At 71.2% G+C, this 13453-nt stretch carries 13 protein-coding genes; 6 read left to right on the top strand and 7 right to left on the bottom strand.

The annotated features are described in order from the left end of the window. Window positions 1–104: 104 nt before the first annotated feature. Window positions 105–458: a DoxX family protein gene (locus tag ACFV2S_RS26615; RefSeq protein ID WP_385563960.1), complete on the bottom strand. Its 354-nt coding sequence runs from the start codon at window positions 456–458 to the stop codon at window positions 105–107. A gap of 104 nt (window positions 459–562) precedes the next feature. Beyond that, complete coding sequence (locus tag ACFV2S_RS26610) at window positions 563–1150, bottom strand: Uma2 family endonuclease (protein ID WP_385563957.1); 588 nt, start codon at window positions 1148–1150, stop codon at window positions 563–565. A gap of 153 nt (window positions 1151–1303) precedes the next feature. On the opposite strand from ACFV2S_RS26610, the gene ACFV2S_RS26605 reads away from it, so the two are divergent. Then, on the top strand, window positions 1304–2017 hold the full coding sequence (locus ACFV2S_RS26605) for a helix-turn-helix domain-containing protein (protein WP_385563954.1): 714 nt from the start codon (window positions 1304–1306) through the stop codon (window positions 2015–2017). Between the two features lie 16 nt (window positions 2018–2033). On the opposite strand, the gene ACFV2S_RS26600 is transcribed toward ACFV2S_RS26605, so the two are convergent. Together ACFV2S_RS26600 and ACFV2S_RS26595 are read right to left on the bottom strand one after the other, a co-directional pair. After that, window positions 2034–2300, bottom strand: a complete 267-nt coding sequence (locus ACFV2S_RS26600; protein ID WP_385563951.1) for a DUF397 domain-containing protein — start codon at window positions 2298–2300, stop codon at window positions 2034–2036. Then, window positions 2297–3172, bottom strand: a complete 876-nt coding sequence (locus ACFV2S_RS26595) for a helix-turn-helix domain-containing protein (RefSeq protein WP_385563947.1) — start codon at window positions 3170–3172, stop codon at window positions 2297–2299. The genes ACFV2S_RS26600 and ACFV2S_RS26595 overlap by 4 nt, the downstream gene beginning before the upstream one ends. 154 nt (window positions 3173–3326) lie before the next feature. On the opposite strand from ACFV2S_RS26595, the gene ACFV2S_RS26590 reads away from it, so the two are divergent. The 3 genes from ACFV2S_RS26590 (at window position 3327) to ACFV2S_RS26580 (ending at window position 5898) form a co-directional block, all read left to right on the top strand. Next, entirely contained in the window at window positions 3327–3818 is a 492-nt protein-coding gene (locus ACFV2S_RS26590) for an ATP-binding protein (RefSeq protein ID WP_385563944.1), read from the top strand. A 218-nt stretch (window positions 3819–4036) separates the two neighbouring features. Further along, on the top strand, window positions 4037–4978 hold the full coding sequence (locus tag ACFV2S_RS26585; RefSeq protein WP_385563941.1) for a helix-turn-helix domain-containing protein: 942 nt from the start codon (window positions 4037–4039) through the stop codon (window positions 4976–4978). 17 nt (window positions 4979–4995) lie between these two features. Then, the gene (locus ACFV2S_RS26580; RefSeq protein WP_385563939.1) at window positions 4996–5898 is read left to right on the top strand and encodes a hypothetical protein; all 903 of its coding nucleotides are present in this window, start codon (window positions 4996–4998) and stop codon (window positions 5896–5898) included. Window positions 5899–5971: 73 nt separating this feature from the next. On the opposite strand, the gene aspS is transcribed toward ACFV2S_RS26580, so the two are convergent. Further along, window positions 5972–7780: an aspartate--tRNA ligase gene (gene aspS, locus ACFV2S_RS26575; protein WP_385563936.1), complete on the bottom strand. Its 1809-nt coding sequence runs from the start codon at window positions 7778–7780 to the stop codon at window positions 5972–5974. 170 nt (window positions 7781–7950) lie between these two features. On the opposite strand from aspS, the gene ACFV2S_RS26570 reads away from it, so the two are divergent. After that, window positions 7951–10068 carry a SpoIIE family protein phosphatase gene (locus ACFV2S_RS26570; RefSeq protein WP_385563933.1) on the top strand — a complete coding sequence of 706 codons (2118 nt, stop codon included), beginning with the start codon at window positions 7951–7953 and terminating at the stop codon, window positions 10066–10068. Window positions 10069–10168: 100 nt separating this feature from the next. Beyond that, complete coding sequence (locus ACFV2S_RS26565; protein WP_385563930.1) at window positions 10169–10984, top strand: MBL fold metallo-hydrolase; 816 nt, start codon at window positions 10169–10171, stop codon at window positions 10982–10984. A gap of 78 nt (window positions 10985–11062) precedes the next feature. Here ACFV2S_RS26565 and ACFV2S_RS26560 read toward each other — a convergent pair whose 3' ends face one another. Further along, a complete protein-coding gene (locus ACFV2S_RS26560) occupies window positions 11063–12133 on the bottom strand; it encodes an AI-2E family transporter (protein ID WP_385563927.1) in 1071 nt (356 codons plus the stop codon). An 88-nt stretch (window positions 12134–12221) separates the two neighbouring features. Continuing rightward, window positions 12222–13184 carry a pirin family protein gene (locus ACFV2S_RS26555; protein ID WP_383799929.1) on the bottom strand — a complete coding sequence of 321 codons (963 nt, stop codon included), beginning with the start codon at window positions 13182–13184 and terminating at the stop codon, window positions 12222–12224. Window positions 13185–13453: the final 269 nt, after the last annotated feature.

Here is a 13453-nt window from a genome sequence, read left to right as displayed (position 1 = left end):
GGTGCCCCCGCGGCTGGTGGCCCCGACGTTGTAGTGACTACCCCATGACGGCCGCCGTCCCCCTGCTCCGGGGGCCGGCGGCCTTCTCGCATCCCTGCCCACGGTCACCAGGTGAGGACGAGGGCGGCGACGGCGGGCGCCATGTAGACGAGCGGGAAGGGGGCGTGGCCGTAGGCGCGGGCCCGGAGGACGGTGATCACGGCCCCGGCGAAGTACAGGATGAGGCCGATCGCGGCGAGGGTCCCGATGACGGGGACCCAGAACCCGACGACGAGCCCGACGGCCCCGGCGGCCTTGGCGGCCCCGAGCCAGTTCCACCAGGCCTGCGGCACCCCGTACTCGGCGAGGGGCTCGACGACGAACTTGGCCTTGAAGAAGATCGACGCCCCGGAGAACCCGGCCATGAACGCGGCGACGGCGGTGACGACGATGGCGGTGGTGGACATCTCGGCGAACATCTCGGGCTCCTCGTCCGGTGTACGTCCGCCTCGACCGAGCCGGACACTGCACTGACGGAGCGGGTCCGGGATGTGTGACAGCCCGCGTCAAAAACCTTCGGGGGTCACTGCACCCAGTCCTTGAGCGGCTCTGTGTCGAGCTCCATGCCGACCGGCTCCGGCAGCATGACCGTCTTTCCGAAGGTCGCCGTAACGATCATGTCGTACCGACCGTCGCCAGGCTGGGAGTGCACCTTCACTTCGCCCGTCGCACGGTCGATCAACAGATAGACGGGGATGCCGGTCTCGGCATAGGCGCGCGGCTTCTCGACGCGGTCACGTCGGTCTGTGTCCGAGTCGTGTGAGGTGACCTCGACCGCCATCAGCACACCGTCGGCACTCGCCCACTCGCCTTGGCCGACGAAGGTGTCGTTGGGTGCGAGGCAGCCGTCGGGCCGAGCGTTTCCCTTGCGGTAGGACCCGATCCTCAGCCCCTGGTCCACGTGCAGCCACCAGCCCGTGTCGGCCTGAATGCACAGGCGGGTCAGCCACTGGATGATGCGTCCGTGGTCGCCGTCAGGCAAGGCTTTCTCCCCGATCTTCCCGTCGATGAACTCCAGTCGCAGGGCATCACTCAACCGGTCACCCACACGCGCGAGCTCCTCGAACTGCTCCTGCGTCATGGCACGTGTCCGCTGCTCGACTGCATCCACGGCGGCGTCCTCCTGGATCGGTGGTGCCCTCCACGGTACGTGCTTCCCGGTCCGCTCGACGGGGTTCGTCGCTGTCGCCATGACAGGCACGTTGGCATATGCCCCCGGCCTGGTATCCAGGCTCACCGCGCTCCGGAAACCGTGGACATCGCGATGGTCGCTCATCCCTCCGTCACCCTGCTCGTCGACCTGAGCGAGGGCGGGGGCCTGGTCCACCGCGGCGGCGGCCGGGAAGTCCTCGGCAGCGCCGTCACCGGCCTCCTGCCCGGCGACCTCCGGGCGGGCGGCCGGGCGAGCGAGTGCCTCCAGATCCGGCTGGACCCGGCCGCGGCGGCCGCGGTGCTCGGGATGACGACCGAGCTCACCGGGACGGTGGTGTCCCTCGGGGACGTCTGGGGCCGCGAGGCCGCACGAACGGAGGACAGGCTGCGCGCCGCCCCGTCATGGGACGAACGGTTCACGATCGCGGCGGAGCTCATCGGCCGACGGCTGGACACCCGCCCGCCGGTCGCCCCGGAGGTCGCCTTCGCCTGGCGGCGGATGCGCACCAGCCAGGGGCGGGCACGGGTCGAAGGCCTCGCGGACGAGGTCGGCTGGAGCCGGAAGCGCCTGTCGGCCCGCTTCCGGTCCCAACTCGGCATCACACCCAAACGCGCCGCACAGCTGGTGCGGTTCGACCACGCCGCACGCCTCCTCGCGGCGGGTCACGCCGTCGCCGGCGTCGCCGCCGAGAGCGGCTACGCCGACCAGTCCCACCTTCACCGCGAGGTCAGGTCCTTCACCGGGCTCACTCCCACGGCGGTCGCCGCCGCACCGTGGCTGGCGATCGACGACATCGCGTGGCCGGCCTCATCGGCCTCTCGATGACGGAGGTCGGTGCAGGTCAGCTGCCGACCGCGTACGAGACGAAGCCCGCCCAGGCGGCGGGCGTCAGCGCGAGCTGGGGACCGCCGAGGTTCTTGGAGTCGCGGACGTGGACGGTGGCGGGGGTGGCGGCGACCTCGATGCAGGAGTCGCCCTCGCTGCCGCTGCTGTAGCTGCTCTTGCGCCAGGCGACCTCGACGCAGGAGTCGCCCTCATTGCCATCGCTGTAGCTGCTCTTGAACCACGCCAGTTCGGAGGCGTCCCCGGTAGAGGACTTGCGGATCATGTCTCTCCCAGCAATTCTTCAATGAAGGCCAGCGACTCCCGGGGCGGGAGAGCCTGAGCCCGGATGGTGCCATACCGGAGCTCAAGGATGCGTACCTGCCTTGGATCCATGACAGGGCGACCGCTGAATGCCCCGTCGGATCGACCCGTCGCAGTACCGTCCACGAACTTCAGCAGCTCAATCTTGCCGTCCAGACCGGGGTGGACCTCTACGTGCGTCGGCATCACCTGGAGAGTGACGTTCCGCAACCGGCCCACCTCCAGCAGACGTTCGAGCTGCCCTCGCCACACCAGTGTGCCTCCGAGTGGCCGTCGCAGCAGCGCCTCTTCCAGCACGAAGCCGAGAGAAGGCGCCGGATCCCGCTCAAAGATGGACTGCCTGGCCACCCGCGCAACAACCAGCCGCTCCACCTCGTCCTGCGAGTAGGGGGGTTGTCGTGACTCGAATACGGCACGAGCATGCTCCGGCGTCTGCAACAACCCACTGATGCTGTTGCAGACATAGACACCGATCTCTACAGCCCGCTCCTCGACCCCGGCCAGATCCCTCACCTTCTTCGGGTACCGGACCTTCGCCACGTCCTCCTTCATGGCCGAGAGCAGGCCGCCCGCCCCCAGTACCTCGTCCGCCCTGTCCAGGAACTCGGGGCGCGGGATCCGTTTGCCGCTCTCGATCTTGTAGATGAGGTCCTCGCCGTAGCCCGTGGCGGTCCCGATCTCGGCGGCCCGCATCCCCACCGCCTCCCTCCGCAGCCGCAACTGCCGTCCCACGGTGGCGACCACGGCCACACCCCAGTCGTCGTCCGGGTCGACCTCCCACCCCGGCTCGTCCGCCTCGGTCTTGAGCCGCTGCGCCGCACCATCCACCGACATACCGCACCCTTCCCTCGCCCCTTCGTGGCGCGACGCCCCTACCCGTGAAGAGGGTCCGGACAGCCCGGACAGCAGTGGACAAGCTCCGGACAGTCACCGTACGCATCGACTTCGTCACTGTTCACGCTAGGCGAGGGCGGCCACGCTCGGTGACGTGAATCAGAAGAACACCACCCACAGCACCACCCAAGTACCCGTCTCACCAGCGCACTTCGACGTCCTCCTGTCGCCGTCCTCTCGCGGGGCCCGCCTCGCGCGGCTGCTCGCGGTGGAGTGGCTCCGGGACAGGGAGTTGCCGTACGGAGTGCCCGAGGCGGCGGCGCAGGTCGTGGCGGAGCTGGCGGCGAACGCGGCGACGCACGGCAGGGTCGGCGGGCGGAGCTTCCGTCTGGTGCTGCGGGCGGCTCCGGAGGGCCTCCGGATCGAGGTGACGGACACCCGGGCGGAGAGCCTGCCCAGGCTCCGCAGGACGCCGCCGGAGGACGAGGGCGGGCGCGGGTTGCTGCTGGTGGAGGCGCTCGCGGACCGGTGGGGTGTGAGGCTCGGTCCCGTGCCGCAGAAGACGGTGTGGGCCGAGTTCGGCGTCACCGGCCCACCGGGGACCGGGAACCTGGTCACCGGTGCCGGGGGCGGTCTCCCCAAGTAACCCCCGGAGAGAAAGAAACCCCACCAAGCCCCACCCTTTCCCTCCCGGAAGCGGGCTCTCACTCACACGGGTGAAGAACGCCAACTCAGCTGGCTAAGTGGTGGGTTGTCTGATCTACGCTCTGCCCAACAGAGCCGGACGCAGACATGCGTCGGCCCTCGCCGGGACGGCCATCCCAGTGCGAGGGCCTGACCACCAAGGAAGAGAACGCTTCCCCGATGGATAACCAGAACCCTAGCGCCCAGGCGCCCACCGCGTCCCGTGACGAGGCCAAGAACCACCCTTCCCGGGGGACTTTGACCGGAGTGGTGCACGACAACACGCCTCACTCCACTCACTTCACGGTCGTCGGCAACCACCTCGCCCAGCACGAGGCGCTCTCACTGACGGCCATCGGCCTGGCGACCCACATCCAGTCGCTGCCCGCCGGATCACCCGTGGACATCCGCTCCCTCGCCCGCCGCTTCCCGGAGGGCACGACACGGATCGCCGCCGCCCTGCGCGAGCTGGAGGCCCACGGCTACCTGCGCCGCACCAGGCAACGCACGGCGGCGGGGCGGGTCGTGACCCGCACGGTCTCGTGCAACCGCCCGGGCCGCACGAGCGCCCCCTCGCCCCGTCCCACCAGGGGGAACGGTCCCCCTCCGAGGCCCGAGCCGAAGCCCCCGTCCCCACGACGCGAGAAGCAGGAGCCACAACCCCGCCGACGCGAGCCGCAGGAGCCCGCGCCCCGGCGGCGTGAAGAGCGGAAACCCCGCCGAAGGGCCGCCCTGCCGGCCGTACCGCAGCCCGCGTACCCGACGCCCGACCTCCTCCAGACGGCCATCGGCATCCTCTCCGGCCTCCGTCGCACGGATGCCCGCCTGCTGATCTCCGCCACGGACGCCGAACACCTCGCACCGGGCGTCGTCACGTGGCTGGAGCGTGACGTCACCCCCGACTCCATCCACCGCGCCCTGACCACTCTGCTCCCCGCAGAGACCCTCCGTCGCCCCGCCGCCCTCCTGGCCCACCGCCTCACGGCCCAACTCCCCCCGCTCCCACCCTTCCGCCCGCCACGACCGGCCGCCCCCCACCCCCTCCAGAACTGCGACACCTGCGACCGCGCCTACCGAGCCCCGGAACCGGGCACCTGCGGGAGCTGCGCACACAGCCCGTGACACACCGAGGAACCGCCATGGTCAATCCGCCCCACGAGGCGTTGCACCGGATCTTCCAGCACGACCCCATGCTCTTCAGCCGCCTGTCACGGCAGCTGGGAATCCGGCTTCCCACCCCCGTGGAAGCCGTCCTCCTGCCCACCGATCTCACCGAGACGAGACCCGTCGAACGCCGCGTGGACACCCTCCTGAAGCTCGACAGCGCGGCGAAGGGCTCCCTGCTCCTCGCCATCGAGTCCCAGGGCAAGAAGGACCCCGACAAGCACGCGAGCTGGGCGTACTACGCCGCCTACCTGTGGTCGAAGTACCGGCTGCCGACCGCTCTGCTCGTCGTCTGCCAAGACCGGGCCACAGCCGAATGGGCCGGGCAGGAGGTGGCGAGCGGGCCGCCCGACATGCCCACCCTCGTCATCCGCCCCACCGTCGTGGGCCCGCACAACATGCCGGTGATCACCGACCCGGTCCGGGCCCGGGGAGACCTGGCGCTGGCCACCCTGGCGACGCTCACCCACGCGGGCGATCCGGGCATCGGTGACATACTGAAGGCACTTTCCACCGCACTGCGTGACCTGCCCGAGGACGTCGCCGACCCCCTCATCGAATTCACCGCACAGGGGCTGAGCAAGCGTCCGGCTCAGGAGATCTGGAGGAACCTGGTGGCCACGGACCTCTCCTTCTACAAGTCGTACCTCTCCGAAGAACTCCGGGAGGAAGGCCGAACCGAGGGCAAGGCCGAAGGTCGCGCCGAGGCCAGCGCCGCCGCCATACTGCTGGTCCTGGAGCAGCGCGGCCTCGACGTCCCCGACGACGTCCGCGCCCGCGTCACCGCCTGCGACGACCTGGAGACACTGCGCCTCTGGCTGACTCGCGCGGTCACGGCAGCCACGGCCGAGGAGATCTTTTCGGAGGACGACGCGTAGCCATCGCGGCACACACAGCGGAAGGGCCCGGAATCCGTGTGGATTCCGGGCCCTTCCGCGTCAGACGGGGTGCTTAGCGCGCCGCGTCCGGGTGGACCGCGTCCGTGATGTCCGTCGTCTTCTTCTCGACCGGCTTGCGGAGCTGGATGTTGAGCTCGCGCAGGCGCGACTCGTCCAGTTCCGTCGGGGCGCCCATCAGGAGGTCCTGGCCGTTGCCGTTCAGCGGGAAGGCGATGATCTCGCGGATGTTGGGCTCGTCGGCGAGGAGCATGACGATGCGGTCGACGCCCGGGGCGATGCCGCCGTGCGGCGGGGCGCCGTACTCGAAGGCGCGGAGCATGCCGGCGAACTCGGACTCGACGGTCTCGCGGCTGTAGCCGGCGATCTCGAAGGCCTTGAACATGATCTCGGGCTCGTGGTTCCGGATGGCGCCGGAGGAGAGCTCGATGCCGTTGCAGACGATGTCGTACTGCCAGCCGAGGACGTCCAGCGGGTCCTGGGTCTCCAGGGCCTCCAGGCCGCCCTGCGGCATGGAGAACGGGTTGTGCGAGAAGTCGATCTTGCCGGTCTCCTCGTCCCGCTCGTACATCGGGAAGTCCACGATCCACGCGAAGCGGAAGACGTTCTCCTCGAACTGGCCGGCGCGCTTGGCGGCCTCGACCCGGACCGGGCCCATGATCTTGGAGACCTCGTCGAACTCGCCCGCGCCGAAGAAGATCGCGTGGCCGGGAGCGAGGCCCAGGCGCTCCGTCAGGACCTTGACGTTCTCCTCGGTGAGGAACTTGGCGATGGGGCCGGTGAGGGCGTTCTCCTCGCCGACGCGGACCCAGGCCAGGCCCTTCGCGCCGAGGGAGACCGCGAAGTCGCCGAGCCCGTCGAAGAACTTGCGCGGCTGGTCGCCGGTGTTCGGGACGGCGAGCGCGCGGACGTGCTTGCCGGCGAAGGCCTTGAACTCCGAGTTCTCGAAGACGTCCGAGATGTCGACGAGTTCGAGGGCGGTGCGCAGGTCCGGCTTGTCGTTGCCGTACTTCAGCATCGACTCGCGGAACGGGATGCGCGGGAACGGCGAGGTGACGTGGCGGCCGCCGCCGAACTCCTCGAAGAGCTCCGTCATGAGCTTCTCGATGGGCTGGAAGACGTCCTCCTGCTCGACGAACGACATCTCGACGTCGAGCTGGTAGAACTCGCCCGGCGAGCGGTCGGCGCGGGCGTCCTCGTCGCGGAAGCAGGGCGCGATCTGGAAGTACCGGTCGAAGCCGGAGATCATCAGCAGCTGCTTGAACTGCTGCGGGGCCTGCGGCAGCGCGTAGAACTTGCCCGGGTTCAGGCGGGACGGGACGACGAAGTCGCGGGCGCCCTCGGGGGAGGTCGCGGCGAGGATCGGGGTCGCCATCTCGTTGAAGCCGAGGGCCACCATCTTGGAGCGGATGGAGGCGATGACGGCGGAGCGCAGCATGATGTTGCGGTGCATGCGCTCGCGGCGCAGGTCGAGGAAGCGGTACTCCAGGCGCCGCTCCTCGTTGACGCCGTCGTCGGCGTTGATGGTGAAGGGGATCTGCTTGGCGGCGCCCAGGACCTCGACCGTGGCGGCCTCGATCTCGATCTCGCCGGTCGACAGCTCGGGGTTGACGTTCTCCGCGCCGCGGGAGACGACCTTGCCGTCCACGCGGACGACGGTCTCCTTGGTCAGCTTGTCGAGGACCTCGGCGGCGGCGGTGCCGGGCCGGGCGACGAGCTGCGTGATGCCGTAGTGGTCGCGCAGATCGATGAAGAGGATGCCGCCCAGGTCGCGCCGATTGTGCAGCCAGCCGCTCAGCCGGACGTCGGTGCCGACGTCAGAGGCGCGGAGCTCGCCGCAGGTGTGGGACCTGTACCGATGCATCGTCGTTCATCCAGTCTTCGGGATCTCGGTGATGGGTGACTGCCCCCCGGCCCCTGTCACGGACGTCACAGGACACGCGGGCAGACCCACCCAGAGTACCGGCCGGGCCAAGATCGGATTTCGAATACTCTCGGTGGCGACCAGCTGTCCGATATTCATAAAGTGGGGCAATGCGCACCGAGGACGTCCTGGCCGCGATCGCGACCGGCCTGTGGCGCTGGGACAACGCGTCCGGGATCGTCTCGCTCGACGCCGAGGCCGCCCGGCTGCTCGGGCTGCCCGCCGAGCCCGTGCGGCTCAGCGAGGCGGCCGTCCGCTCCCGTTTTCATCCGGTCGACTGGAACGAGATCGACGGGGTGGTCAACCTCGCCGTCGCCGAGGGCACCCTCGCCGAGGCCCGGCTGCGGATCATGGACGAGCACGGACGGGTGATCCGTACCGTACGGAGCAGGTCGAAGCCGCTCGTCGAGGGCGACGACTACCAGCTGGTCGGCACCCTCCAGGAGGTCGCCGAGCAGCAGCCGGGCACCGCCGCCCGCACCCCGGTCACCGGTGACTGGCGCCGCTCCCGGGAGGCCTTCCTCCTCGACGCGGGGCGGGCGCTCGCCGAGGCGCGGTCGACGGCCGAGGTGCTGCGGGTGGCGGCCTCGCTGTCGATGCCCGGCTTCTCGCCGGACGGGCTCGCCGTCTTCGGGGTGGCCGGCGAGCGGCTGACGGTCATCGGCCACCACGGGCACAGCGAGGGCGACGAGGGCCCGTTCACGTCGATGTCGCTGGACACGGACTATCCGGCGGCCGAGGTCGCCCGGACCGGGCGGGCCATCTACCTCCCGACGCCGGAGGAGTACCTGCGGCGCTTCCCCATGACCTGGCCGCTCGCCCAGCGCTTCGGGCGCCGCTCCTGGGCCTTCGTCCCCCTGGTCGTCGCCGGGCGGACGATGGGCGCCTGGATGGCGGCCTTCAAGCATCCGGTGGCGTTCACACCGGACGAGCGGTCGGTGCTGACGACGGTCGCGCGGATGCTCGCGCAGGCCCTCGCACGCGCGGGCGTGGCCGAGTCCGAGCGCGAGCTGTCGCTCGGCCTCCAGCGGACGATGATGCCGGTCCTCGGGCCGGGGATCCCCGGCATCCAGGTCGCCGCGCGGTACGTGCCGACCGGCGGCGGGCTCCAGGTCGGCGGCGACTGGTACGACGTGATCCGGCTGCCCGGCGGGACCACGCGCACCGGCGGCCGGGGCGCGGGCCGGATCGCGCTCGTCATCGGCGACGTGCAGGGGCACGACGTGCGGGCGGCCGGGCTGATGGGGCAGCTGCGGATCGCCCTGCGCGCGTACGCCTCCGAGGGCCACCGGCCGGACGCGGTCCTCTCGCGCGCCTCGCGCTTCCTGTACGGGATCACCGACGGGGAGGAGCAGGAGAACGGCGGTCCGCGCTTCGCGACCTGCCTCTACCTGGAGGTCGACCTGGAGACGGGGACGGTCGACATCGCGCGGGCGGGGCATCCGGATCCGGCGGTACTGATGAACGACGGAACGGTTCTGCTGCGGCCGACGGCCGGCGGGCTGCCGCTCGGCATCGACCCCGACACCGACTACCCCACCACCCGGCTCACCCTGGACCCCGGCGACACCCTGATGATCTGCACCGACGGGCTCCTGGAGACCGGCGGGCACGACCTGGACACCGGCTGGGAGCGGGTCAGGGAGCTCCTGGAGTCCCACGCCGGCGACGACCTGGAGGGGCTCGCCGACGCCCTCGTGGAGGCCGTCCACGGGCCCGGCTCGCACCACACGACGGGCCCGCTCGCCGACCGCCGCGAGGACGACATCGCCGTCCTGCTGCTCTCCCGCCGGCCCGCCGACACCGTGCGGGAGGCCCCGCGCCGCACCCTGATGACCATCGCCCAGGCGGAGCCGGAGCGGATCGCGGAGGCCCGCGAGCAGATGCGGCAGCTGCTGCACGACTGGTCGGACGAGGACCAGCTCGACGCGGCGGTCCTGATGGTCTCCGAGATGGTCACGAACGTCCTCGTCCACACCGACGGCGACGCGCTGCTCGTGGCGGAGGTCGCGTGCGGCGAGAAGGCACGGCGGCTGCGCGTGGAGGTCTCCGACGGCAGCGACGAGCTGCCGCACAAGCGGCACCCGGGCGAGATGGCGTCGAGCGGGCGCGGCCTGGTCCTGATGGAGATGCTGGCGGACGCGTGGGGCGTGGACCCGCGGGGCGAGGGCAAGGCGATCTGGTTCGAGCTGAACGAGACCCCGACGGGGGACGGCTGCTGCGCGTAGGGCCGCGGCACCCGGGCCCCGGACCTGCCGGACGCGCGGGCCCCCGCCCCCCGGGGGACACTGGTGTCGTACGGCCGCCGGGGGGACCACGGAGCGGGCCATGGACATCCACAAGGTCGGCAGCGACACCACGGTGATCGCCGACAGCCTCGAAGCCCCCGGCGTCGGGCACATCCCCGCCAACGCCTACGTGCTCACCGCCGCCGAACCCGTGGTCGTCGACACCGGGCTCTCGGTCGAGGACCGCGACTTCGTCGCCGCGCTGGGCGGGATCATGGATCCGGCGGACGTCCGCTGGATCTGGCTCACCCATCCCGACCGCGACCACACCGGCGGGATCTTCGACCTGCTCGACGCGGCCCCACGCGCGCGCGTGATCACGACGTTCATCGGCATGGGCATCATGATGACCGAGCGGCCGCTGCCCATGGACCGGGTGTACTTCCTCAACCCCGGGGAGTCCCTCGACGTCGGCGACCGCACGCTGCACGCGTTCCGCCCGCCGCTCTTCGACAACCCCGCCACCGTCGGGTTCTACGACGACCGCACCCGGATCTGCTTCAGCTCCGACTGCTTCGGCGGCCCGATGCCGAGCGCCGAGATCGCCGAGAGCGGGCACGCGAGCGACCTGAAGCCGGAGGAGCTGCGGCGGGCGCAGCTGCTGTGGGCGACGCTCGACAGCCCGTGGGTGCACCTCGTGGACCCGGAGAAGTACCGTGCGACGCTCGCGCCGCTGGCCGAGATGAACCCGGAGATCGTGCTGTGCACGCACCTGCCTCCGGCCGTACGGATGACCGACCGGATGCTGCGGACGATCGCGGGCGCCCCGGACGCCGACCCGTTCGTCGGCCCGGACCAGGCGGCCCTGGAACAGCTCCTGGCCTCGTTCGAGCGGGGCGGACTGACACCGGCCTGACCACTGCCTCTTCGAGCGGGGCGAGCCGGCTGCGGCCTGACCGGTGCCTCTTGACCACGCGGACTGACACCGGCCTGATCAGCCGTCCGTGTCCGCGGGCTCCGGGGGTGCCCCGTACCGCGTGCGCAGTTCGCCCAGGATCCCGGTCGCCGCGGCGGTCAGCGGTACGGCGAGCAGCATGCCCAGGATGCCCGCGACGGACGCCCCCGCGGTGATCGCGAGCATCACGACGGCGGGGTGCATCTGCACGGTCCGGCTCTGGACCATGGGCTGGAGGACGTTGCCCTCCAGGACCTGGACCGCCAGGACGATGCCGAGGACCCACAGCGCGATGACGAAGCCCCGGTCGGCGAGGGCGACGAGGACGGCGATCGCGCCGGAGAGGAAGGCGCCGAGGTACGGGATGTAGGCGGTGACGAAGACGAGCGCGGCGAGCCCGACGGCGCCGGGCACGTCGAGGATGACGAGTCCGATGCCGATGAGGAGGGCGTCGACGGCCGCGACGAAGGTGGTGCCGCGCATGAAGCCCTCGACGGCCTCGAACGCGCGGCGCGCCATCGCCTCGACGAGGTCGCCGGTGGCGCGCGGGGCGAGGGAGCGCAGGGCGCCGGCGGCCCGGTCGGAGTCCTTCAGGAAGAAGAAGATGAGGAGGAGGGCGAGGACGGCGGTGGCGAGCATCTGGCCGACGATGCTGACGCCGCTGATGACTCCGGAGGCCGCGGTGCCGCCGAACTTCTCCAGGAGGACCTTGGCGTTCTTGGCGAGGTCGTCGAGGGAGGTGCCGGCCGCGCCGAGGTGCTTGGCGATGTCGGTGGCGGCCTGCCGGAGCGAGGCGACGATCTGGTCGCCGGTGTCGATGAGGGCGACGACGACGATGTACGTGGCGCCGCCGACGACGACGAGGACGGCGACGACCGTGAGGGCGGCGGCGAGCGCCTCGCGGACCTTCATCCGCAGCAGGCGCCGGTAGAGGGGCCCGAGGAGGGCGGTGCCGAGGATCGCGAGCAGGGCGGGGGTGACGGCCGTCTTGAAGACGACGCAGAGCCAGATGAAGACGGCGGCGACGCCGGCGCCCAGGAGGAAGACGACGCACCAGGCGGCGAACCGCCGGGCGGGTTCGGGGAGGAGGGGCGCTCGGCTCGTCTGCACCCGACCACCGGACCACGGCCGTCGGCGTGTCGTCGCGCGCTGACGGGCCGTACGGGTGACGGCCCGTCAAGCGGTGTGCGGGCGGCTGCTACTCGCCCATGCCGTGGACGGCCGGGATCGTGCCGAGGCGGCCCGCCTGGAAGTCCTCGAAGGCCTGGCGCAGTTCGGCCTGGGTGTTCATGACGAACGGGCCGTAGTGCGCCATCGGCTCGCGGATCGGCTGTCCGCCGAGGAGGACGATCTCCAGGTCGGGGGTGTTCCCGTCCTGCTTCTCGTCGGCGCGGACGGTGAGGGCGCCGCCCTTGCCGAAGACGGCGGTCTGTCCGGTGTGGACCGGCCGGCGGTCGGTGCCGACGGTGCCGCGGCCGGCGAGCACGTACGCGAGGCCGTTGAAGTCCTCGCGCCACGGCAGGCTGATCTCGGCGCCGGGGCGCAGGGTGGCGTGGATCATCGTGATCGGGGTGTGGGTGATGCCGGGCCCCTCGTGGCCGTCGAGCTCGCCGGCGATGACGCGGAGCAGGGCGCCGCCGTCGGGGGTGGTGAGGAGCTGCACCTGGCCGCCGCGGATGTCCTGGTAGCGGGGGGCCATCATCTTGTCGGAGGCGGGCAGGTTCACCCAGAGCTGGAGGCCGTGGAAGAGGCCGCCGCTGACGACGAGGGACTCCGGCGGGGCCTCGATGTGGAGGAGGCCGGAGCCGGCGGTCATCCACTGGGTGTCGCCGTTGGTGATGGTGCCGCCGCCGCCGTTGGAGTCCTGGTGGTCGAAGGTCCCGTCGATGATGTAGGTGACGGTCTCGAAGCCGCGGTGGGGGTGCCAGGGGGTTCCCTTGGGCTCTCCGGGCGCGTACTCCACCTCACCCATCTGGTCCATCATGATGAACGGGTCGAGGTACTGGTAGTTGATCCCGGCGAACGCGCGGCGCACCGGGAATCCCTCGCCCTCGAACCCCGAGGGGGCCGTGGTGACGGCGAGGACGGGACGGGCGACGGCGTCGGCGGGGGCCGCGACGCGCGGCAGGGTGAGCGGGTTCTCGACAGTCACTGCGGGCATGACCCGACCTCCTAGGTGCGACCTTGTACGACCACTTTAGTTGAACGATGAACTTCCTGCCACCCGGAACGCGGAACCGCTCCGCGTCATTCCCGGGCCGCCCGTCGAGGCGGCCGAAAGCCGCCCCTCCGTCCGGGTGAGCCGCGCCTCCGCGCCCCCGCCCGCTCCGCGAGGCCCGTGGGGGGGGGGGGGGGGGGGCCCCGCCCCCCCCGCCCCGCGGGGGCCCCCCCCGTGGGCGCCCCGCCCCACCCCCCTGAGAAAACGGGCGA

The sequence above is a fragment of the Streptomyces sp. NPDC059695 genome (assembly GCF_042733785.1).
Taxonomy (GTDB): domain Bacteria; phylum Actinomycetota; class Actinomycetes; order Streptomycetales; family Streptomycetaceae; genus Streptomyces.
Note: the sequence above shows the minus strand (reverse complement) of the source record. Positions and strands in the feature narration are given on the sequence as shown.

Coding starts and splice junctions, on each gene's coding strand:
- aspS (WP_385563936.1), bottom strand. CDS start 7,780: ATGCATCGGTACAGGTCCCACACCTGCGGCGAGCTCCGCGCCTCTGAC.
- ACFV2S_RS26615 (WP_385563960.1), bottom strand. CDS start 458: ATGTTCGCCGAGATGTCCACCACCGCCATCGTCGTCACCGCCGTCGCC.
- ACFV2S_RS26595 (WP_385563947.1), bottom strand. CDS start 3,172: ATGTCGGTGGATGGTGCGGCGCAGCGGCTCAAGACCGAGGCGGACGAG.
- ACFV2S_RS26585 (WP_385563941.1), top strand. CDS start 4,037: ATGGATAACCAGAACCCTAGCGCCCAGGCGCCCACCGCGTCCCGTGAC.
- ACFV2S_RS26570 (WP_385563933.1), top strand. CDS start 7,951: ATGCGCACCGAGGACGTCCTGGCCGCGATCGCGACCGGCCTGTGGCGC.
- ACFV2S_RS26605 (WP_385563954.1), top strand. CDS start 1,304: ATGGTCGCTCATCCCTCCGTCACCCTGCTCGTCGACCTGAGCGAGGGC.
- ACFV2S_RS26600 (WP_385563951.1), bottom strand. CDS start 2,300: ATGATCCGCAAGTCCTCTACCGGGGACGCCTCCGAACTGGCGTGGTTC.
- ACFV2S_RS26580 (WP_385563939.1), top strand. CDS start 4,996: ATGGTCAATCCGCCCCACGAGGCGTTGCACCGGATCTTCCAGCACGAC.
- ACFV2S_RS26555 (WP_383799929.1), bottom strand. CDS start 13,184: ATGCCCGCAGTGACTGTCGAGAACCCGCTCACCCTGCCGCGCGTCGCG.
- ACFV2S_RS26565 (WP_385563930.1), top strand. CDS start 10,169: ATGGACATCCACAAGGTCGGCAGCGACACCACGGTGATCGCCGACAGC.